17 protein-coding genes are annotated in these 18,966 nt (G+C 57.1%); 7 read left to right on the forward strand and 10 right to left on the reverse strand.

The genetic code is table 11. From position 1 onward, the window contains the following. Positions 1-54 precede the first annotated feature (54 nt). Positions 55-1,344, forward strand: a complete 1,290-nt coding sequence (gene bioA / locus OGW13_RS19520; RefSeq protein WP_287116398.1) for an adenosylmethionine--8-amino-7-oxononanoate transaminase — start codon at positions 55-57, stop codon at positions 1,342-1,344. Positions 1,345-1,402: 58 nt separating this feature from the next. Continuing rightward, positions 1,403-1,879: a kinase inhibitor gene (locus tag OGW13_RS19525; RefSeq protein WP_043001310.1), complete on the forward strand. Its 477-nt coding sequence runs from the start codon at positions 1,403-1,405 to the stop codon at positions 1,877-1,879. Positions 1,880-1,973: 94 nt separating this feature from the next. Here OGW13_RS19525 and hutH read toward each other — a convergent pair whose 3' ends face one another. From hutH to hutI, 5 genes are all read right to left on the reverse strand, one after another. Next, entirely contained in the window at positions 1,974-3,494 is a 1,521-nt protein-coding gene (hutH, locus tag OGW13_RS19530; protein ID WP_099433388.1) for a histidine ammonia-lyase, read from the reverse strand. A 1-nt stretch (position 3,495) separates the two neighbouring features. Beyond that, positions 3,496-5,181: a urocanate hydratase gene (hutU, locus tag OGW13_RS19535; protein WP_043001312.1), complete on the reverse strand. Its 1,686-nt coding sequence runs from the start codon at positions 5,179-5,181 to the stop codon at positions 3,496-3,498. A gap of 169 nt (positions 5,182-5,350) precedes the next feature. Beyond that, positions 5,351-6,076 (reverse strand): histidine utilization repressor, encoded by a 726-nt coding sequence (locus OGW13_RS19540; protein ID WP_099433387.1) that lies wholly within the window; start codon positions 6,074-6,076, stop codon positions 5,351-5,353. Between the two features lie 24 nt (positions 6,077-6,100). Then, the gene (gene hutG, locus OGW13_RS19545; RefSeq protein WP_287116399.1) at positions 6,101-7,042 is read right to left on the reverse strand and encodes a formimidoylglutamase; all 942 of its coding nucleotides are present in this window, start codon (positions 7,040-7,042) and stop codon (positions 6,101-6,103) included. Then, the gene (gene hutI, locus OGW13_RS19550) at positions 7,039-8,262 is read right to left on the reverse strand and encodes an imidazolonepropionase (protein WP_287116400.1); all 1,224 of its coding nucleotides are present in this window, start codon (positions 8,260-8,262) and stop codon (positions 7,039-7,041) included. Before hutI ends, hutG begins: the two co-directional genes overlap by 4 nt. Before the next feature lie 223 nt (positions 8,263-8,485). Between hutI and OGW13_RS19555 the strand changes: the two genes are divergently transcribed. Then, on the forward strand, positions 8,486-9,769 hold the full coding sequence (locus OGW13_RS19555) for a putative acyl-CoA thioester hydrolase (RefSeq protein ID WP_043001316.1): 1,284 nt from the start codon (positions 8,486-8,488) through the stop codon (positions 9,767-9,769). A gap of 65 nt (positions 9,770-9,834) precedes the next feature. Here the strand turns inward: OGW13_RS19555 and pgl are convergent, their stop codons facing one another. After that, positions 9,835-10,830, reverse strand: a complete 996-nt coding sequence (gene pgl, locus OGW13_RS19560; RefSeq protein WP_104446163.1) for a 6-phosphogluconolactonase — start codon at positions 10,828-10,830, stop codon at positions 9,835-9,837. A gap of 162 nt (positions 10,831-10,992) precedes the next feature. Here pgl and OGW13_RS19565 point away from each other — a divergent pair, with 162 nt between their 5' ends. Further along, complete coding sequence (locus tag OGW13_RS19565) at positions 10,993-11,811, forward strand: pyridoxal phosphatase (RefSeq protein ID WP_043001318.1); 819 nt, start codon at positions 10,993-10,995, stop codon at positions 11,809-11,811. On the opposite strand, the gene modC is transcribed toward OGW13_RS19565, so the two are convergent. The 4 genes from modC to OGW13_RS19585 all read right to left on the reverse strand — a co-directional run bounded on the left by modC (position 11,812) and on the right by OGW13_RS19585 (position 14,717). Further along, complete coding sequence (modC, locus tag OGW13_RS19570; protein WP_104446162.1) at positions 11,812-12,870, reverse strand: molybdenum ABC transporter ATP-binding protein ModC; 1,059 nt, start codon at positions 12,868-12,870, stop codon at positions 11,812-11,814. It abuts the gene before it with no gap. Positions 12,871-12,872: 2 nt separating this feature from the next. After that, a complete protein-coding gene (gene modB / locus OGW13_RS19575) occupies positions 12,873-13,562 on the reverse strand; it encodes a molybdate ABC transporter permease subunit (RefSeq protein WP_044328845.1) in 690 nt (229 codons plus the stop codon). Further along, positions 13,562-14,335, reverse strand: a complete 774-nt coding sequence (gene modA / locus OGW13_RS19580) for a molybdate ABC transporter substrate-binding protein (RefSeq protein ID WP_200016214.1) — start codon at positions 14,333-14,335, stop codon at positions 13,562-13,564. The genes modB and modA overlap by 1 nt, the downstream gene beginning before the upstream one ends. A 232-nt stretch (positions 14,336-14,567) precedes the next feature. Next, on the reverse strand, positions 14,568-14,717 hold the full coding sequence (locus OGW13_RS19585) for an AcrZ family multidrug efflux pump-associated protein (protein ID WP_043001322.1): 150 nt from the start codon (positions 14,715-14,717) through the stop codon (positions 14,568-14,570). A gap of 128 nt (positions 14,718-14,845) precedes the next feature. On the opposite strand from OGW13_RS19585, the gene modE reads away from it, so the two are divergent. The 3 genes from modE to meaB all read left to right on the forward strand — a co-directional run bounded on the left by modE (position 14,846) and on the right by meaB (position 18,959). Next, a complete protein-coding gene (modE, locus tag OGW13_RS19590; RefSeq protein WP_044256486.1) occupies positions 14,846-15,634 on the forward strand; it encodes a molybdenum-dependent transcriptional regulator in 789 nt (262 codons plus the stop codon). A gap of 192 nt (positions 15,635-15,826) precedes the next feature. Beyond that, the gene (gene scpA, locus OGW13_RS19595) at positions 15,827-17,971 is read left to right on the forward strand and encodes a methylmalonyl-CoA mutase (protein WP_287116401.1); all 2,145 of its coding nucleotides are present in this window, start codon (positions 15,827-15,829) and stop codon (positions 17,969-17,971) included. Then, positions 17,964-18,959 carry a methylmalonyl Co-A mutase-associated GTPase MeaB gene (gene meaB / locus OGW13_RS19600; RefSeq protein ID WP_287116402.1) on the forward strand — a complete coding sequence of 332 codons (996 nt, stop codon included), beginning with the start codon at positions 17,964-17,966 and terminating at the stop codon, positions 18,957-18,959. Before scpA ends, meaB begins: the two co-directional genes overlap by 8 nt. Positions 18,960-18,966: the final 7 nt, after the last annotated feature.

Below are 18,966 nucleotides of genomic sequence, written 5' to 3' on the forward strand. Positions count from 1 at the left end.
TAAGGGTGTAGACTTGTAAACCTAAATCTTTTTAATTTGGTTTACAAGTCGATTATGACAACGGACGATCTCACGTTTGATCAGCGCCACATCTGGCACCCCTACACCTCTATGACCTCCCCGCTACCGGTCTATCCTGTTGAACGGGCCGAGGGCTGCGAACTGATTTTATCCAGCGGTGAACGCCTGATTGATGGCATGTCGTCGTGGTGGGCCGCGATTCACGGCTACAACCATCCGCAGCTCAATGCGGCGATGAAAACGCAGATAGACGCCATGTCGCATGTGATGTTTGGCGGGATCACGCATGCCCCCGCCGTCAACCTGTGCCGTAAACTGGTCGCCATGACGCCCGCGTCGCTGGAATGCGTGTTCCTCGCCGATTCCGGTTCCGTCGCGGTGGAAGTGGCGATGAAAATGGCGCTGCAATACTGGCAGGCCAAAGGGGAATCCCGTCAGCGCTTCCTGACGTTCCGTAACGGCTATCACGGCGATACCTTCGGCGCGATGTCGGTCTGCGATCCGGACAACTCCATGCACAGCCTGTGGAAGGGCTATCTGCCGGAAAACCTGTTTGCCCCTGCGCCGCAAAGTCGAATGGACGGCGAGTGGGATGAGCGCGATATGGTGGCCTTCGCGCGCCTGATGGCCGCACATCGTCATGACATTGCGGCAGTGATTCTCGAGCCGATTGTTCAGGGCGCGGGCGGAATGCGGATGTACCATCCGGAGTGGCTGCGCCGTATCCGCAAAATGTGCGACCGTGAAGGCATTCTGCTGATTGCGGATGAAATCGCCACCGGATTTGGCCGCACGGGCAAACTGTTTGCCTGCGAACACGCCGGGATCGCGCCCGACATTCTGTGTCTGGGAAAAGCGCTGACCGGCGGAACGATGACCCTTTCCGCCACCCTGACCACCCGCCAGGTGGCGGAAACCATCAGCAACGGCGAGGCGGGCTGTTTTATGCATGGTCCGACGTTTATGGGCAATCCGCTGGCTTGCGCGGTGGCGACCGCCAGCCTGTCACTACTCGAATCCGGCGACTGGCAGGCGCAGGTCTCGTCCATTGAAGCCCAGTTACGCCAGGAACTCACCCCGGCGCAGACATCGCCATGGGTGGCTGATGTCCGCGTGCTGGGGGCGATTGGCGTGGTGGAGACGACGCATCCGGTTAATATGGCGGCCCTGCAGAAATTCTTTGTGCGACAGGGTGTATGGATCCGCCCGTTTGGCAAACTCATCTACCTGATGCCGCCGTATCTCATCCAGCCAGAGCAACTGCGCCGCCTGACGCAGTCCGTGAACGACGCTGTGCGCGACGAAACATTTTTTAACGGGTAACTGGCGGTAAGCTGTGCGGTTTCTGGCTACACTTTTTGGCGAGAATTAAGGAGAGTGCATGAAAGTAATCAGCAACGATTTTCGCGACGGGGAAAAACTCCCCCTGCGCCATGTCTTCAACGGTATGGGTTATGAAGGGGATAATATTTCCCCGCATCTGGCCTGGGATGAAGTGCCTGCCGGAACGAAGAGTTTCGTGGTGACCTGTTTCGACCCCGATGCACCGACCGGCTCTGGCTGGTGGCACTGGGTGGTGGCTAATTTACCGGCCGATACCCGTGTTCTTACCCAGGGCTATGGCTCCGGGCTGGTCGCCGTGCCAGACGGCGTTATCCAGACACGAACCGATTTCGGTAAAGCGGGCTATGGCGGCGCGGCGCCGCCAAAAGGCGAAACCCACCGCTATATCTTTACCGTTCACGCGCTGGATGTGGACAGGATTGACGTCGATGAAGGTGCCAGCGGGGCGATGGTCGGATTTAACGTCCATTTCCACTCGCTTGCCAGCGCCTCAATTACCGCGATGTTCAGTTGATCGCTGTTGTGCCGGATGACGACGCTCGCGCGTCTTATCCGGCCTACGGGAGGGATTCACAGGCCGGATAAGCGTTAGCGCCATCCGGCGCGGTTCAAAGAAATTCCGGCACGAGCTGCAGCAACGCCCCCTGTGCAAGCAATTCTGTCGCACGCTCAATATCCGGGGCGAAGAAGCGGTCCTGGGTGTAATGCGCAACCTGCTCACGTAATACCGTTCGCGCCTGCTCCAGCAGCGGGCTTGACGTTAATCCTTCACGCAAATCGATCCCCTGACACGCGGCCAGCCATTCGACGGCCAGCACGCCGCGAGTATTCGCCGCCATTTCCCACAACCTGCGCCCTGCCGCCGGTGCCATCGAGACATGATCTTCCTGATTCGCCGACGTTGGCAGGCTGTCCACGCTGTGCGGATGCGCCAGCGCTTTGTTCTCGCTGGCAAGCGCCGCCGCCGTCACCTGGGCAATCATAAAGCCGGAGTTCACGCCCCCGTTTTTGACGAGGAAAGGCGGCAACTGCGACATATGCTTATCCATCATCAGCGCAATACGGCGTTCGGACAACGCGCCAATTTCAGCAATCGCCAGCGCCAGATTATCTGCCGCCATCGCCACCGGTTCAGCATGGAAATTACCGCCTGAGATAACGTCTCCCTGCTCAGCAAAAACCAGCGGATTATCGGAGACCGCATTGGCTTCCGCCAGCAGTACGTCCATCACCTGACGCATCTGTGTCAGACATGCGCCCATCACCTGCGGCTGACAGCGCAGAGAATACGGGTCCTGCACCTTTTCGCAATTGTGGTGCGACTGAGACAGCGCGCTGGTCTCCGTCAATACATGGCGATACAGCGCCGCCGCGTCGATCTGTCCACGCTGCCCCCGCGCGGCGTGAATACGCGCATCAAACGGACGGCGAGACCCTAACACCGCTTCGGTGGTTAACGATCCGCACATGACAGCCGACGCGAACAGCTCTTGTGCTTCAAACAGTCCGCGTAACGCAAACGCCGTCGATGCCTGTGTGCCGTTAAGTAACGCCAGCCCTTCTTTCGCCGCCAGCGTAATCGGCTCCAGGCCGGCTTTTTTTAACGCTTCCGTCGCCGGTAACCATTCCCCCTGCCAATGCGCCTTTCCTTCCCCCAGCAGCGTGAGCGACATATGGGCCAGCGGCGCTAGATCACCGGAGGCGCCTACCGATCCTTTCGCCGGGATGTGCGGCCAGACTTCGGCGTTCACCAGCGCAATCAGCGCCTCTATCACGCTAAGACGAATACCAGAAAAGCCGCGCGCAAGGCTGTTTATCTTCAGCACCATGATCAGGCGCACCAGTGCGTCATCTAAGGCATCACCCACGCCTGCCGCATGCGACAGCACCAGCGAACGTTGCAGGTTTTGCAGATCCTCATTGGCGATGCGCGTCTGCGCCAGCAGACCAAAGCCGGTGTTAATGCCGTAGGCCGTGCGGCCCTCAGCGACAATGGTGTTGACGCAGGCCACGCTGGCGTTAATGCCGTCAATAGCGCTGGCATCGAGGCGCAGTTTAACCGGCTGCTGCCAGACTTCGCGTAGTTGTGAAAAACTCAGATGGCCCGGCGTTAAGGTCATGGTATTCATATCAGCGTTTCCCCTGCGTTGCCGCAACCATCGGCAGATTCAGCCCTTGTTCCACAGCGCACGCCACGGCAATATCGTAGCCCGCATCCGCATGACGCATTACGCCGGTCGCCGGATCGTTATGCAAAACCCGGGCAATGCGCTCGGCGGCTTCATCGCTACCGTCACAGACAATGACCATCCCGGCATGCTGTGAGAAGCCCATTCCCACACCGCCGCCGTGATGCAGCGATACCCAGGTCGCCCCGCTGGCCGTGTTGAGTAGCGCATTGAGTAGCGGCCAGTCGGAGACGGCGTCAGAACCGTCGCGCATCGCTTCGGTTTCGCGGTTGGGGCTGGCGACAGAACCGGAATCCAGGTGGTCGCGACCGATCACAATTGGCGCAGACACTTCCCCCCTGCGCACCATTTCGTTGAATGCCAGACCCAGTTTTTGCCGCCATTCGAGCCCCACCCAGCAGATACGCGCTGGCAGCCCCTGAAAATTAATGCGCTCCCGCGCCATGTCCAGCCAGCGGTGGAGATGTTCGTCATCCGCCACGATCGCTTTCACTTTGGCGTCGGTTTTATAAATATCCTGCGGATCGCCGGAAAGCGCCACCCAGCGAAACGGCCCAATGCCGCGGCAGAACAGCGGGCGAATATAGGCCGGTACGAAGCCAGGAAAGGCAAAGGCGTTTTCCACGCCCATCTCTTTAGCCATCTGACGAATGTTGTTGCCGTAATCGAACGTCGGTACGCCCATGTCGTTGAACGCCAGCATCGCCTCCACGTGTTTTGCCATCGAGCGCTTCGCTGCCTCTACCGTACCCTGTGGATCGGCGAGCGCTTTTTGCTGATAGGTTTCCCAGTCCCAGCCGGAAGGCAGATAACCGTGCAGCGGGTCATGAGCGCTGGTCTGGTCGGTAACCATGTCCGGACGCACACCGCGCTTCACCAGTTCGGGCACCACATCCGCCGCATTGGCGCACAGGGCAATCGATACGGCTTGACCTTCGCGGGTGTATTTTTCGATACGCGCCAGCGCATCATCAAGAGACGTCGCCTGTTCATCGACATAACGAGTGCGCAGACGAAAATCGATACGACTCTGCTGACATTCAATGTTCAGGGAACAGGCACCTGCCAGCGTCGCCGCCAGTGGCTGCGCGCCGCCCATGCCGCCGAGCCCGGCGGTTAACACCCAACGCCCGCGCAGGTCGCCGTCGTAGTGCTGCCGTCCCGCTTCAACAAACGTTTCATAAGTGCCCTGCACAATTCCCTGACTGCCGATATAGATCCAGCTTCCGGCCGTCATCTGTCCGTACATCGCCAACCCTTTCGCATCCAGTTCATTGAAATGCTCCCAGGTCGCCCAGTGAGGCACGAGGTTGGAGTTGGCAATCAGCACGCGCGGAGCGTTCTGGTGAGTTCTGAACACACCAACCGGTTTACCAGACTGGACCAGCAGCGTTTCGTCCTCTTCCAGTTGGGTCAGGGCGTTGACAATCGCGTCATAGCATTCCCAGTTACGGGCCGCGCGGCCTATACCGCCATACACCACCAGCTCATGTGGGTTCTCGGCGACGTCGGGGTCCAGGTTGTTCATTAACATGCGCAATGGCGCTTCGGTCAGCCAGGATTTGGCCGTCAGCGTTGTCCCTCGCGGGGCGCGGATATCTTGCTGACGAAACTTGCTATGAGACATAACAACGACTCCTCACGGACATGCCGGAAAAGGTTTATCCGGCAAAGGGAATGATCGGGTGTGAGGTAAATATATACTTGTCTATACAAGACATAACAAGATGCAATTTAACAAATAAGATACATTTTTGTTATATTGCGTCAGCAATCACGCTTTCAGTCCGCGTGCGTCAGGAGGAGAAGTGGCCCTGCAAGCGGTAACGAGAGCCCGGAAAGAGCAACCGCGCGTGAGAAACGATCTGCGAGGCGGACCAGGTGGTACGACGAATGAGCAGGCAAGGATCGGTCTCGCCGATGTCGAGTAACGCGCACTCTTGCGTCGTGGCGCGCACCGCTTCAACAATGTGTTCCCCTTCCGTCAGCGGGGCAATCAGCGACAAATATGCATGCGGCGTGGTCTGGCTGTAATCCTGCGCCAGATATTCCGGCACAATGTCGGCATTCACACAGCGATCTTCAATCTGTACCGGCTGGTCGTTTTCAAAATGTACCATCACAGAATGAAAAATCGCCGTACCTTCCGTCACCTTCAGCACCGCAGCCTGCCGCGCATTGGCCGGTTTCTTTTCCAGAATCAGCACCTCGCAGTGATGCCGATGCGCCCGTGCGGCAATTTCGTCGGCAATACTGCGAATTTCAAACAGCGCGGACTGGCCTTTCGGCTCCGCGACAAAGGTTCCCACCCCCTGCAGGCGCACCAGCATCCCTTCGTCAGTCAGTTCACGCAGCGCCCGGTTGATGGTCATCCGGCTGAAGCCGTACTGCGCCACCAGCTCCGCTTCCGACGGAATACGATCGTGCGGCTGCCAGACGCCGCTGGCGATCTTTTCGCTAATCTCGCGTTTAACCGTCTCATAAAACGGCGCGGGAGCAGAACGAGGGCGAGAAAGTGTCATGGGAATGTTTACCTTATCAATCGATTACTGCCACCAGTGGGCGATTTGCCAGCCAAGCCGCGCCGCCACGCGTGCCGACCTGCCATCATTATCAAAGCGCGGATTAAATTCAACCACATCCACCGCCTGGAGCTTACCGCTGCGGCAAACAGGTTCAATCAATTTCAGCAGGGTCGCCAACGGTACGCCCAGCGCCGCAGGCGCCGATACGGCTGGCATCTCTCCAACGGGCAGGACGTCGAGATCGACAGTCAGATAGAGTTTATCCACCTCGCTGATAAACGCCGCCAGTTGAGCGTGGGCGTCATTACTCTGCAAATCTTCCACCACCAGCACGTTGCGCTTGTGCGCCTCATCCCACAGCGCCTGGGTGTTTGCCGCCCGGCTAACGCCGATGCACGCATAGCGGAACTCACGCTGCTGCTGGTCGCAAAGCTGCGCCAGTTGACGAAACGGCGTGCCTGAGGTTGCCCGCCCGGCGTTACGCAGATCCAGATGCGCGTCGAGATTAATGATCCCTACCCGCTCGCAAGGGAATGCATCGAAAACGCCCGCCCCATGACCGAATGCCGTTTCGTGCCCGCCGCCAAGAACGAAGGTGCGCATCCCCGCCTGCTGACATTGACAGACCGCATCACGTAGTGCTTGCTGCGCCCCTTCCAGATCCGCTGTCGGGGCCAGCAGATTCCCCATATCCACCAGTCGCTCGTGTCCCGCGTGACTCGCCAGGTTAGCCAGTGCTGAACGCAGCGCGTCCGGCGCACCGGCGGCACCAGGACGCCCATGATTACGCTTGACCCCCTCATCGCAGGCAAAGCCGAGCAGCGCGATCCTGTCGCGGTATCGCTCTGGCGAAAACGTCAGGCTGCGATCGATCGTCTGAAACAGGCGCAGCGCGTTTGCGGCTTCGCCGCTGTCATCTCGCCCCCGCCACAGGTCAGGGGCAGCCGCTTCCCATTGCGTCATGTGATTTGTCCTCGAAATATGCGTAGATACAGCGGGTTGCGCCCAGGCTCATAGAGGATCTCCACCGGGTTTTGCGCATCCCAGACGTTAAAATCGGCAACGTAACCCGCCTTTAGCTGTCCGTGCGTCGCCTGGCGGCCCAGCGCCTGAGCGGCATGACGGGTGACGCCCGCCCATGCCTCTTCCGGCGTCAGTCCGAACTGAACGCAGGCCATGTTCATCGCCAGATGCAAGCTGATAAAGGGACTGGTGCCGGGGTTGAAATCGGTCGCCACCGCCATCGGTACCTGGTAACGGCGCAGCAACTCAACGGGCGGATGCTGCGTCTCTTTAAGGAAATAGAACGCCCCCGGCAGCAGAACGCCAACGGTGCCGCTATGACGCATCGCGGCCACGCCCGCTTCATCAAGATATTCAATGTGATCCGCAGAAAGCCCATGATAGCGACTGACCAGTTGCGCTCCACCCAGCAGAGACAACTGCTCGACATGCCCTTTGACCGGAATGCCCGCCGCCTGCGCCGCGCGCAATACCCGCTCGCTTTGCGCCAGGGTAAAGCCCACGCTCTCACAGAACAGATCGACCGCTTCAAACAGCCCCTTTTCCCATAGCTGCGGCAGTATCGTTTCGCAGACGTGGGTGATATAGCCGTCAGGATTGTCACGATACTCAACCGGCACGGCATGGGCCGCCAGCAGCGTGGGGCTGATTTCGATAAGATTCTCTTCGGCCAGGCGGGCCGCGACGCGCAGCATCTTTTCTTCGGCTGTCGCATTCAGGCCATAGCCGGATTTCACTTCCAGTAGCGTCACGCCCTCGCGCATCAGGCGCGCGATCCGCACCTGTGCAGAGGCAAAAAGCGCCTCCTCCGTCGCGGCACGCGTCGCCGTCACGGTGGCGTTAATCCCGCCGCCCTGCGCACTAATCTGCTGATAAGAAACGCCGTTCAACCGTTGCTCCCACTCGCTGGCGCGATTGCCGCCAAACACCAGATGAGTGTGACAATCAATCAACCCAGGCGTCACCAGACGTCCTTGCAGGTCATGCGTATTGGCATGCGCAGTCGGGAGTGAAGCCTCTGGCACAATCGCCAGCACCCTTCCCTTACGGATAATCAGCGCATGATGGTCCAGCATGCCATACGGTGCCGTCTGCGCCGGATCGAGCGTCGCCAGGCGCAGGTTTCGCCAGAGCGTATCATCAGGTAACAGGGGTTCCATGCTTTCTCCAGCTTGTCTTAGGTTGTATAGACATTTATTTGAGATCGCACGCGGGAAGTCAATCATCCCAGGCAAATATGTTATTTAATTGTGACTTTGACGGTACCCGAATCCGCGAGGAGGGGTTTAAAAAACAACTTTTTAGCTTTTCACCTTTCTGTTTTGCTCAACTTAGTATAAAAAAGCAGGCTTCAATGGATACTTTTATAGCCCGGAGCAACTCGTGAACACATCATCAGTTTCCCGTCTGGCGCTGGCACTGGCTTTTGGCGTGACGCTGACTGCCTGTAGCTCTACCCCGCCGGATCAAATTCCTTCCGATCAAACCGCGCCAGGAACCTCCTCGCGCCCGATTTTATCGGCGAATGAAGCGCAGAATTTTGTCGCTAAAAACTATTTTTCTTCCCTGACGCCGAACACCGCGCCGTGGACGCCATCTTCAATTTCTCTGCCTGCACAGCCTGACTTTGTGGTCGGCCCGGCCGGTACGCAAGGCGTTACCCACACCACCATTCAGGCGGCGGTGGATGCGGCAATCACCACGCGCACCAACAAACGTCAGTACATTGCGATTATGCCAGGTGAGTATCAGGGGACTGTCTATATCCCTGCGGCACCAGGCAGCCTGACGCTGTACGGAACGGGTGAGAAACCGCTGGACGTGAAAATTGGCGCGGCAATTGACGGTGAAATGAGCACCGCTGACTGGCGTCATACAGTGAATCCGGGCGGGAAATATATGCCTGGTAAACCGGCCTGGTACATGTTTGACAACTGCCAGAGCAAACGCGGCGCGACTATCGGCGTGATGTGTTCAGCGGTATTGTGGTCACAGAATAATGGCCTGCAGTTACAGAATCTGACCGTTGAAAACAATCTTGGCGATAGCGTGGATGCGGGTAACCACCCGGCCGTTGCGCTGCGCACCGACGGTGACAAAGTTCAAATCAATAATGTGAACATTCTGGGCCGCCAGAACACCTTCTTTGTGACCAACAGCGGCGTGCAGAACCGTCTGGAAAATAATCGCCAACCGCGTACCCTGGTGACCAACAGCTATATCGAAGGTGATGTGGATATCGTTTCCGGTCGCGGCGCGGTGGTGTTCGATAACACCGACTTCCGCGTAGTGAACTCGCGTACTCAACAGGAAGCGTACGTCTTCGCGCCTGCAACGCTTGCGAACATTTATTACGGTTTCCTCGCCACCAACAGCCGCTTTACCGCCGCCGGTGACGGCGTGGCGCAGTTGGGTCGCGCACTGGATGTCGACGGCAACACCAACGGTCAGGTCGTGATCCGTGATAGCGTGATTAACGAGGGCTTTAACATGGCACAGCCGTGGGCTGACGCCGTGATCTCTAAACGTCCATTCGCGGGCAATACCGGGGCGAAGGATGATAAAGGCGAAACCCAGCGTAACCTGAACGACACCAACTTTAACCGCATGTGGGAATACAATAACCGCGGTGTGGGCAGCAAAGTCGTGGCTGCGCCGAAGCAGTAAGCATAAAAAAACCGGCATCACAGGATGCCGGTTTTTATTTATCGGTTGGCTAATAAGCGCCCCTATTAATACGCGTTAACCACCACCCACATCGGGCCCTGGCCTACCGCATAACGTCCCTTCTCCGTTAACAGCCCCTGCTCACCGGCAATCTCGTACACCGCGATATGGTGTGACTTCTGTCCGGCAGCAATCAGGTATTTCCCGCTATGGTCAACGTTGAAACCACGCGGCTGCGTTTCGGTTGGCTGGAAGCCTTCTTTGGTTAACACGCTGCCATCTTCTGAAACGCTGAACACGGTAATCAGGCTGGCGGTACGGTCACAGGCATACAGATGACGACCATCCGGCGTAATGTGAATGTCCGCCGCCCAGCGGGTGTCGGAGAAATCAGCTGGCATCATGTCCAGCGTTTGCACGCATTCGATATCACCGTGCGGATCTTTCAGTTCCCAGACGTCCACAGAGCTGTTGAGCTCGTTGACGCAGTAGGCATATTGCTGATTCGGGTGGAACGCCATATGGCGCGGACCGGCCCCTTCAACGGTGGTCACTTCCGCAGGCTCTTGTGCCACCAGCTTACCGTCATCGCTGAGGGTAAACAGGCAGATACGATCCTGCTTCAGCGCAGGCACCCACAGGGTGCGGTTGTCCGGGGAGATATTGGCGGAGTGACAGCCATCCATTCCCTCCACCACATCCACCACCCCAACCGGCAGGCCGTCTTCCATACGGGTGACGCTGACGTTACCCGCGTTATAGGAGCCAACAAAAACAAAACGGCCATGATGATCGGTTGAAATGTGTGTCGGGCTACCCGGCAGCGCGGATTCTGCGGCAAACGTCAGCGCACCATCATCCGGCGCAATCCGGTAAGCCAGTACGCGGAATTCAGGACGCACGCCCACGTAGAGATAACGTTTATCCGGGCTGACCACCATCGGCTGAACCTGCCCGGGCACATCAACCACCTGTACCAGCTTCAATGCGCCATCATGATTCAGGCTCCAGACATGGATCTGTTGGCTTTCAGGGCTGGCGGTATAAACGGTTTGCTTCATGAATGCTCCTCTGCTTTAGGCAACTGGCTGCAAAAATGGAATACAGCTTAACGTAGTCGCTTTTAACGGTGAATGCTGAATATACGCACAAAATTTTGCCTGCTCCCCGTCCCGGTGTACCATTCAGGCAGACAAAACTTCAATGTTAATCGGGATGACGATATGACCGCTCGCGTGATTGCCCTTGATTTAGATGGAACCTTGCTAACCCCGCAAAAAACCCTGCTCCCCTCGTCTGTCGAAGCACTGTCGCGCGCCAGGGAGGCAGGCTACCAACTTATCATCGTCACCGGGCGTCATCACGTCGCAATTCATCCTTTTTATCAGGCACTGGCACTGGATACACCTGCAATTTGCTGTAATGGCACCTATTTGTATGATTATCACGCAAAAAATGTTCTCGCAGCCGATCCCTTGCCGGTTAACCAGGCGCTACAGCTTATTACGCTGCTGGAAGCGCATCAGATTCACGGCCTGATGTATGTCGATGACGCCATGCTGTATGAGCACCCGACCGGCCATGTCATTCGCACCTCAAACTGGGCGCAGACGTTGCCGCCGGAACAGCGCCCGATCTTCACCCAGGTGCCTTCACTGGCGCAGGCGGCGCACGATGTCAACGCGGTGTGGAAGTTCGCTCTGACAGACGACGATATTCCTAAGCTGCAGCAATTTGGCAAGCATGTCGAAGAGCTGTTGGGCCTTGAGTGCGAATGGTCCTGGCACGATCAGGTCGATATCGCTCGTCAGGGTAACAGCAAAGGCAAACGCCTGACCCAGTGGGTTGAATCTCAGGGTGGGTCGATGGAAAACGTAATTGCCTTCGGGGATAACTACAACGACATCAGTATGCTGGAAGCGGCTGGTACCGGCGTGGCGATGGGCAATGCTGACGACGCAATCAAAGCACGCGCCAACGTCGTCATCGGCGATAACACCACCGACAGCATCGCGAAGTTCATCTATAGCCAGCTGCTGTAATCAGGCGGTTATCGATACACTCTTAATCTGCGCATACAGCCAGAGGCCAGCTTTGATCCCCAGTTCATCCCTGGCCCATGGGCTAATGCGCGCCCACAACGTTTTACCTCCCACCTCAAGCTGTACTTCCACTTGCCCGTTATCGTCGTAGCAGTGGATCACCTTCGCGCGCAGGATATTACGAATGCTGGTCTGCTGCGGCGGCTGTAGCACCAGCGAGACATCCGACGCCTGAATGCGAATGCGCAGCGAGGCCTGCAGCGGCTCATTGAGCTTATTGACCCATAGATGCTGATCACCCAGCGCCAGCGCCGTCATCGCGTAATGCGGATGATGCTCCAGTACGCTCACTTTCAGGATGCTGCTCTGCTGTTCTTTCGGCAGCCATGGATGCATCACGCTGCTCCCCCAGACCTCTTCCAGCGCGCCAAACGCCTTCACCTGACCGTCTTCCAGCACCATTACGTTATCGGCCAGATGGAGAATTTCATCGAGCGAGTGACTGACATAGAGCATGGGAATATTGATCTCCCGCGCCAGCCGTTGCAGATAGGGCAACAGTTCACGCTTACGCGGAATATCCAGCGAGGCGAGCGGTTCATCCAGGAGTAGCAGTTCCGGCGCGGTCAACAGCGCCCGGCCAATCGCCACACGTTGTTTTTCACCGCCGGAGAGGCCGCCCGGCAGTCTGTCGAGCAGAGGCTCAATACCCAATAGCGCCACCAGCTTATCGAACTGGCCGGCCATACTTTTCGCCATGCCGTAACGCAGGTTGCCGCGCACTTTATAATGGGGAAACAGGCGCGCATCCTGAAAAACGTAGCCTATCCGGCGTTTTTCCGGGGTCAGACAGATGTGGTTTTCCGCGTCATTCAGCACCCGTCCGTTGAGTACAATGCGCCCTTTCTGCGGTCGCGTCAGGCCACTGATGGCATTGATCAGCGAGGTTTTTCCAGAACCAGAGACGCCAAATATCGCGGTGATACCGCTGGCGGGCAGCGTTTCGTTGAGCGAGACGCAGTGGGTCCCCAGCGTCTGAGAGAAATTGAGTTCCAGCATAATTATCGCCCCGTCCGCTCACGGCTGAGTCGCGCCAGCCATTCAGAAATTAACAGCGAAATCAGCGCCAGTACGATGGAAATAAGACACAGCCTTGCCGCAGCGCTTTCACCGCCCGGCGTCTGAATCAGGGTATACATCGCCGAAGGAATGGTGCGGGTTTCGCCGGGAATATTGGAAACGAAGGTAATCGTCGCGCCAAACTCGCCGAGCGAACGGGCAAATGCCAGTACCGTCCCGACGATAATGCCAGGCAGCGTCAACGGAAGGGTAATGGTGAAGAAGACGCGCCAGCGTCCCGCCCCCAGCGTCCGGGCGGCCTGCTCAAGCTTAAGATCCACCCCTTCCAGCGCAAGTCGGATAGCCCGCACCATCAGCGGAAAAGACATCACTGCCGCCGCCAGTACCGCGCCGCGCCAGCTGAAGGCAAAGGTTATGCCGAACCAGTCGTATAGCCACTGGCCGATAAATCCGCGCCGTCCCATCGAAATCAGCAGCAAATAACCGACCACCACCGGCGGTAATACCAGCGGCAGATGCAGTACGCTGTCCAGCAGGGCTTTGCCTGGGAAAGTGCAGCGCACCAGCAGCCAGGCAAAGAAGATCCCAAACGGCAAACTAAACAACACGGCCAGGGAAGACACTTTCAGGCTCAGAAGCACGGCCTGCCATTCAGGATCGGTCAATATCATTACTTGGTCGTAAATCCGTAACGTTTAAAGATTTCAGCAGCCTGCGGTCCTTTCAGGTAATCATAGAACGCGCTGACCGTGGCGTTTTTATGTCCATCAACAATCGCGATGGGGTACTCCACTTTTTTGTGCGAATCTTCCGGGAAGGTGGCCACGACGTTAACGCCTTTACTGGCAACCGCATCAGAGCCGTAAACAATGCCCAACGGCGCTTCGTTACGCTCGACCAGCGCCAGCGCGCCGCGCACATCTTCCGCCGGAGCCAGTTTCGGTGACAGCGTCTCCCAGGCCCCCAGTTTCTGCAGTGCTTCTTTCGCGTAGATCCCCGCCGGAACGTGTTCCGGGTCGCCTACCGCCAGACGTCCACCGTTCAGCAGCGTCGTCCAGCGGGTATTATTGTCAATCGTAAACGCTTTCTGCTCATTGGCTTTTGGCGCCACCACCACAAGGCTGTTGCCCAGCAGCGTCTGACGCGTTGCGGTATCAATCGCTTTCTTATCTACCGCGTAATCCATCCATTTCTGATCGGCAGAAATGAACAGATCTGCTGGCGCACCGGCTTCTATCTGGCGAGCCAGCGTGGAAGACGACGCAAAAGAGGAGACCACGTCGACATTCTTCTCTTTTTTGTACTCTGCCGCGATATCCTGCATCGCATTAGTCAATGACGCTGCGGCAAACACGGTGATTTTCCCTTCATCCGCCAGCGTTTGTCCAGCAACCGACAATGATAAGGTTGCCCCAGCAAACAGGCGTAACCAGGTACGAGCCATTTGTAACTCCTTTGCATATCGTTATGTATTTATGAATATAACGATAAAGCAACGATTTTCCCAGAAGTTATTGATACCACTAAGAGGTTACGCAAAGAAAATATCGGCAGGAATAAGGAGAACTTGAGAAACAATCCCAATGGGGTGCGCACTGCATTGAGGCGCGACCAACAAAGATACGGTTTGAAAGATGAGAAAACAAAAACGCCCGACTGAGCGGGCGTTTGGGAAATCAATGATTCTGTCTGGACTGGTTTTTCTGACCGATACCGGAGAAAATGTTGAACACTTCACCGAGACCGTAAATCAGACCCAGGATGATGGCCATCACCACAGGTACCATGATTACGGCGAATACCAGACTTTTCAATAACTCTAACATGGTCAACTCCTGATATAGTCCTTGTAGTATTCTAACCGCATCACTGAGAAAAGCACTCCCCTTTTGTGCGGTCGGCTTTGCGTCTCTGCAGTTTTCCGTCACAATACCCTTTTTGCCAGGATCTTGTTATGCAAGCCGAAATCCTTCTTACCCTGAAACTTCAGCAAAAACTGTTCGCCGATCCCCGACGCATCTCTTTGCTCAAGCACATTGCGCTTTCCGGTTCCATTAGTCAGGGCGCGAAAGACGCAGGCATCAGCTATAAGAGCGCCTGGGACGCCATTAATGAAATGAATCTTCTCAGCGAGCAAACGCTGGTCGAGCGTGCGACAGGCGGTAAAGGCGGCGGCGGTGCGGTGTTAACCCGCTACGGTCAGCGTCTGATCCAGCTCTACGATCTGCTGGCACAGATTCAGCAAAAAGCCTTCGATGTTTTAAGCGACGATGACGCGCTGCCGCTCAACAGCCTGCTGGCGGCCATCTCGCGTTTTTCTCTGCAGACCAGTGCGCGCAACCAGTGGTTTGGCACCATTACCGCCCGCGATCGCAATCAGGTACAGCAGCATGTCGACGTGCTGTTAGCCGATGGCGAAACGCGACTGAAAGTGGCCATTACCGCCCAGAGCGGCGAGCGTTTAGGGCTTGATGAAGGCAAAGAGGTTCTCGTGCTGCTGAAAGCGCCGTGGGTGGGGATTACCCAGGACGACGCCATCGCCCAGGCGGCGGATAACCAGCTCCAGGGCATTATCAATCATATTGAACGCGGTACAGAGCAGTGTGAAGTACTGATGGCGCTACCGGACGGTCAGACGTTGTGCGCCACCGTGCCGCTGGACGCCGCCGCCACGCTGACGGAAGGCACGAACGTGACGGCGTATTTCAATGCCGACAGGGTAATTATCGCAACATTGTGCTAAGTATCGCCACCACGGTGATTACGGCGGGATGTTACCCGCCGTAAATTTTTCTTTGAAATTCATTACAGGATGAATAATTCCACCCGGCAAAAAACGACGTATCGTTGGCTATTTTTTGCTGGCGACAGAGGACAGTAAAAAGCTCATCGTACTCGCAATCCCCTCTTTTTATTGCGGAATACGGAGCAAAATATGTCAGACTTATCAGAGTGGCAGACACTCGCCAACAAGGAGCTCAGCCGGCGGAATAAAACCGTCGAGTCGCTGGTCACACAGACAGCGGAAGGCATTGCCATCAAGCCGCTGTACACCGAAGCCGACCTCGATAAACTGGAGGTTACCGGCACCCTTCCCGGCCTGCCGCCTTACGTTCGCGGCCCACGCGCTACCATGTATACCGCGCAACCGTGGACCATTCGTCAGTACGCTGGCTTCTCTACCGCCAAAGAATCTAACGCCTTCTATCGTCGCAACCTTGCCGCCGGGCAAAAAGGCCTTTCTGTCGCCTTCGATCTCGCCACCCACCGCGGCTATGATTCCGATAATCCACGCGTCGCAGGCGATGTCGGGAAGGCCGGTGTGGCTATCGATACCGTTGAAGACATGAAGATACTGTTCGACCAGATCCCGCTGGATAAGATGTCGGTATCAATGACCATGAACGGCGCGGTGCTGCCAGTAATGGCTTTTTATATCGTGGCCGCGGAAGAGCAAGGCGTTTCGCCGGAACAGCTTACCGGCACCATTCAGAACGATATTCTGAAAGAGTACCTGTGCCGTAACACTTACATTTACCCGCCGAAACCCTCCATGCGCATTATCGCCGACATCATCGCCTGGTGTTCGGGCAACATGCCACGCTTTAATACCATCAGCATCAGCGGCTACCATATGGGCGAAGCAGGCGCCAACTGCGTGCAACAGGTCGCTTTTACCCTGGCGGATGGTATTGAATACATCAAAGCTGCCCTTTCAGCCGGGCTGAACATTGATGACTTTGCGCCCCGCCTTTCGTTCTTCTTTGGCATCGGCATGGATCTGTTCATGAACGTCGCCATGCTGCGCGCGGCGCGTTATCTGTGGAGCGAAGCGGTGAGCGGCTTCGGCGCAGCAGACCCGAAATCGTTAGCCCTTCGTACCCACTGCCAGACTTCCGGCTGGAGCCTGACCGAACAGGATTCCTATAACAACGTGATCCGTACCACTATCGAAGCGCTCGGCGCCACGCTTGGCGGCACCCAGTCACTCCATACCAACGCCTTTGACGAAGCACTCGGTCTACCCACCGACTTTTCTGCCCGCATCGCGCGTAACACGCAAATCATCCTGCAAGAGGAATCAGAAATCTGCCGCACCGTGGATCCGCTGGCTGGCTCTTACTATGTGGAGTCGTTGACCGATCACATTGTTAAACAGGCGCGGGCCATCATCCAGCAGATCGACGACGCGGGCGGGATGGCAAAGGCTATCGAAGCCGGGCTACCGAAACGGATGATTGAAGAAGCATCAGCCCGCGAGCAATCACTGATCGACCAGGGCAAACGCGTCATTGTCGGCGTCAACAAATACAAGCTGGAAAAAGAGGACGACACGACCGTCCTGGAGATCGACAACGTCAAGGTGCGCAACGAGCAGATCACCTCTCTGACGCGGATCCGCGCGACCCGCGATGATGCCGCCGTTCACGCGGCGCTGGCGGCGTTGACTCACGCCGCATTGCATCATGAAAACCTGTTGGCCGCCGCCGTGAACGCCGCACGCGTCCGCGCCACGCTGGGTGAGATCTCCGACGCGCTGGAGTCGGCATTTGACCGTTATCTGGTGCCAAGCCAGTGCGTCACAGGGGTGATTGCGCAGAGCTACCATCAGTCCAACCAATCGGCCTGCGAGTTTGACGCCATTGTTGCGCAAACAGAGCAGTTCCTGGCAGACCGCGGTCGTCGTCCGCGCATTTTGATCGCCAAAATGGGTCAGGATGGTCACGATCGCGGCGCAAAAGTGATCGCCAGCGCCTATTCCGATCTCGGCTTCGATGTCGATCTCAGCCCGATGTTCTCCACTCCGGAAGAGATCGCCCGCCTGGCGGTAGAAAACGATGTACACGTCGTCGGCGCCTCATCGCTCGCGGCCGGTCATAAAACACTCATCCCGGAACTGGTCGACGCGTTGAAAAAATGGGGACGCGACGATATCTGCGTGGTCGCCGGCGGCGTGATCCCTCCCCAGGATTACGCCTTCCTGGAGGAGCGCGGCGTGGCGGCCATTTATGGACCCGGCACACCAATGCTGGAAAGCGTACGCGACGTACTGAAACGGATAAGTCAGCATCATGATTAGCGAATCCACGCTGGCTGACACCGTTCGGCGATTACGCCAGGCCGAGCGGGCAACGCTCGCCCAGGCCATGACGCTGATTGAAAGTCAGCACCCTCGTCACCAGACGCTGAGCACACAACTGCTGGATGCCATAATGCCTTTCACCGGCAACGCGCTGCGTCTGGGGATCACAGGTACGCCGGGGGCCGGGAAAAGCACCTTTCTGGAGGCTTTCGGTACGCGACTGATCCGCGACGGACTGCGCGTGGCGGTGATTGCCGTCGACCCCAGCAGTCCGATCAGCGGTGGCAGCATCCTTGGCGACAAAACGCGGATGACCGAACTGGCGCGATCGGATGCCGCCTTCATCCGTCCGGCCCCCTCCCGCGGGCATCTGGGTGGAGCCTGTCTGCATGCACAAGAGCTGGGGCTGTTGTGCGAAGCGGCGGGCTTCGACGTTGTGATTATCGAAACCGTCGGCGTTGGACAATCGGAAACAGAAATTGCCCAGATCGTGGACTGCTTTGTGTCGTTACAGATAGCCGGCGGCGGCGACGACCTGCAGGGCATCAAAAAAGGGATCATGGAAATGGCGGACGTGATTGTCATCAACAAGGATGACGGGGAAAACCATAACCGTGTCGCCATCGCCCGCCATATGTACGAAAGCGCACTGCATATTGTGCGGCATAAATATGCCGAGTGGCAGCCGCAGGTATTGACCTGTAGCGCGCTGGAAAAACGCGGGATTGACGAGGTCTGGCAGACCATCTGCGATTTCAGAACACAGATGACCTCCAGCGGACGGCTGCAACAGGTGCGCCAGTTGCAGGAAATTGCCTGGTTGAAAAAGCAGACGGAAGCCGAGGCGTTGCGATTGCTGTTCTCCCGTGACGACTTCGACCGCTACTACCACCTGACGCAGCAGGCCGTCAAAAACAACCGTCTCTCGCCGCGCGCTGGCCTTCAGCGAATCAGCGAATACCTTCAGAATCATTACTTTGCATAAAGAGAAA

This window comes from Citrobacter sp. Ca225 (assembly GCF_030337175.1).
In the GTDB taxonomy this organism is placed as follows: Bacteria; Pseudomonadota; Gammaproteobacteria; order Enterobacterales; family Enterobacteriaceae; genus Citrobacter_A; species Citrobacter_A amalonaticus.

Bases quoted from the DNA above. Each gene is read 5' to 3' on its own strand.
- scpA (WP_287116401.1), top strand. From the start codon at position 15,827: ATGTCAGACTTATCAGAGTGGCAGACACTCGCCAACAAGGAGCTCAGC.
- OGW13_RS19585 (WP_043001322.1), bottom strand. From the start codon at position 14,717: ATGTTAGAGTTATTGAAAAGTCTGGTATTCGCCGTAATCATGGTACCT.
- hutG (WP_287116399.1), bottom strand. From the start codon at position 7,042: ATGACGCAATGGGAAGCGGCTGCCCCTGACCTGTGGCGGGGGCGAGAT.
- modC (WP_104446162.1), bottom strand. From the start codon at position 12,870: ATGCTGGAACTCAATTTCTCTCAGACGCTGGGGACCCACTGCGTCTCG.
- hutH (WP_099433388.1), bottom strand. From the start codon at position 3,494: ATGAATACCATGACCTTAACGCCGGGCCATCTGAGTTTTTCACAACTA.
- hutU (WP_043001312.1), bottom strand. From the start codon at position 5,181: ATGTCTCATAGCAAGTTTCGTCAGCAAGATATCCGCGCCCCGCGAGGG.
- pgl (WP_104446163.1), bottom strand. From the start codon at position 10,830: ATGAAGCAAACCGTTTATACCGCCAGCCCTGAAAGCCAACAGATCCAT.
- hutI (WP_287116400.1), bottom strand. From the start codon at position 8,262: ATGGAACCCCTGTTACCTGATGATACGCTCTGGCGAAACCTGCGCCTG.
- OGW13_RS19525 (WP_043001310.1), top strand. From the start codon at position 1,403: ATGAAAGTAATCAGCAACGATTTTCGCGACGGGGAAAAACTCCCCCTG.
- modE (WP_044256486.1), top strand. From the start codon at position 14,846: ATGCAAGCCGAAATCCTTCTTACCCTGAAACTTCAGCAAAAACTGTTC.
- OGW13_RS19540 (WP_099433387.1), bottom strand. From the start codon at position 6,076: ATGACACTTTCTCGCCCTCGTTCTGCTCCCGCGCCGTTTTATGAGACG.
- bioA (WP_287116398.1), top strand. From the start codon at position 55: ATGACAACGGACGATCTCACGTTTGATCAGCGCCACATCTGGCACCCC.
- modB (WP_044328845.1), bottom strand. From the start codon at position 13,562: ATGATATTGACCGATCCTGAATGGCAGGCCGTGCTTCTGAGCCTGAAA.
- modA (WP_200016214.1), bottom strand. From the start codon at position 14,335: ATGGCTCGTACCTGGTTACGCCTGTTTGCTGGGGCAACCTTATCATTG.
- meaB (WP_287116402.1), top strand. From the start codon at position 17,964: ATGATTAGCGAATCCACGCTGGCTGACACCGTTCGGCGATTACGCCAG.
- OGW13_RS19565 (WP_043001318.1), top strand. From the start codon at position 10,993: ATGACCGCTCGCGTGATTGCCCTTGATTTAGATGGAACCTTGCTAACC.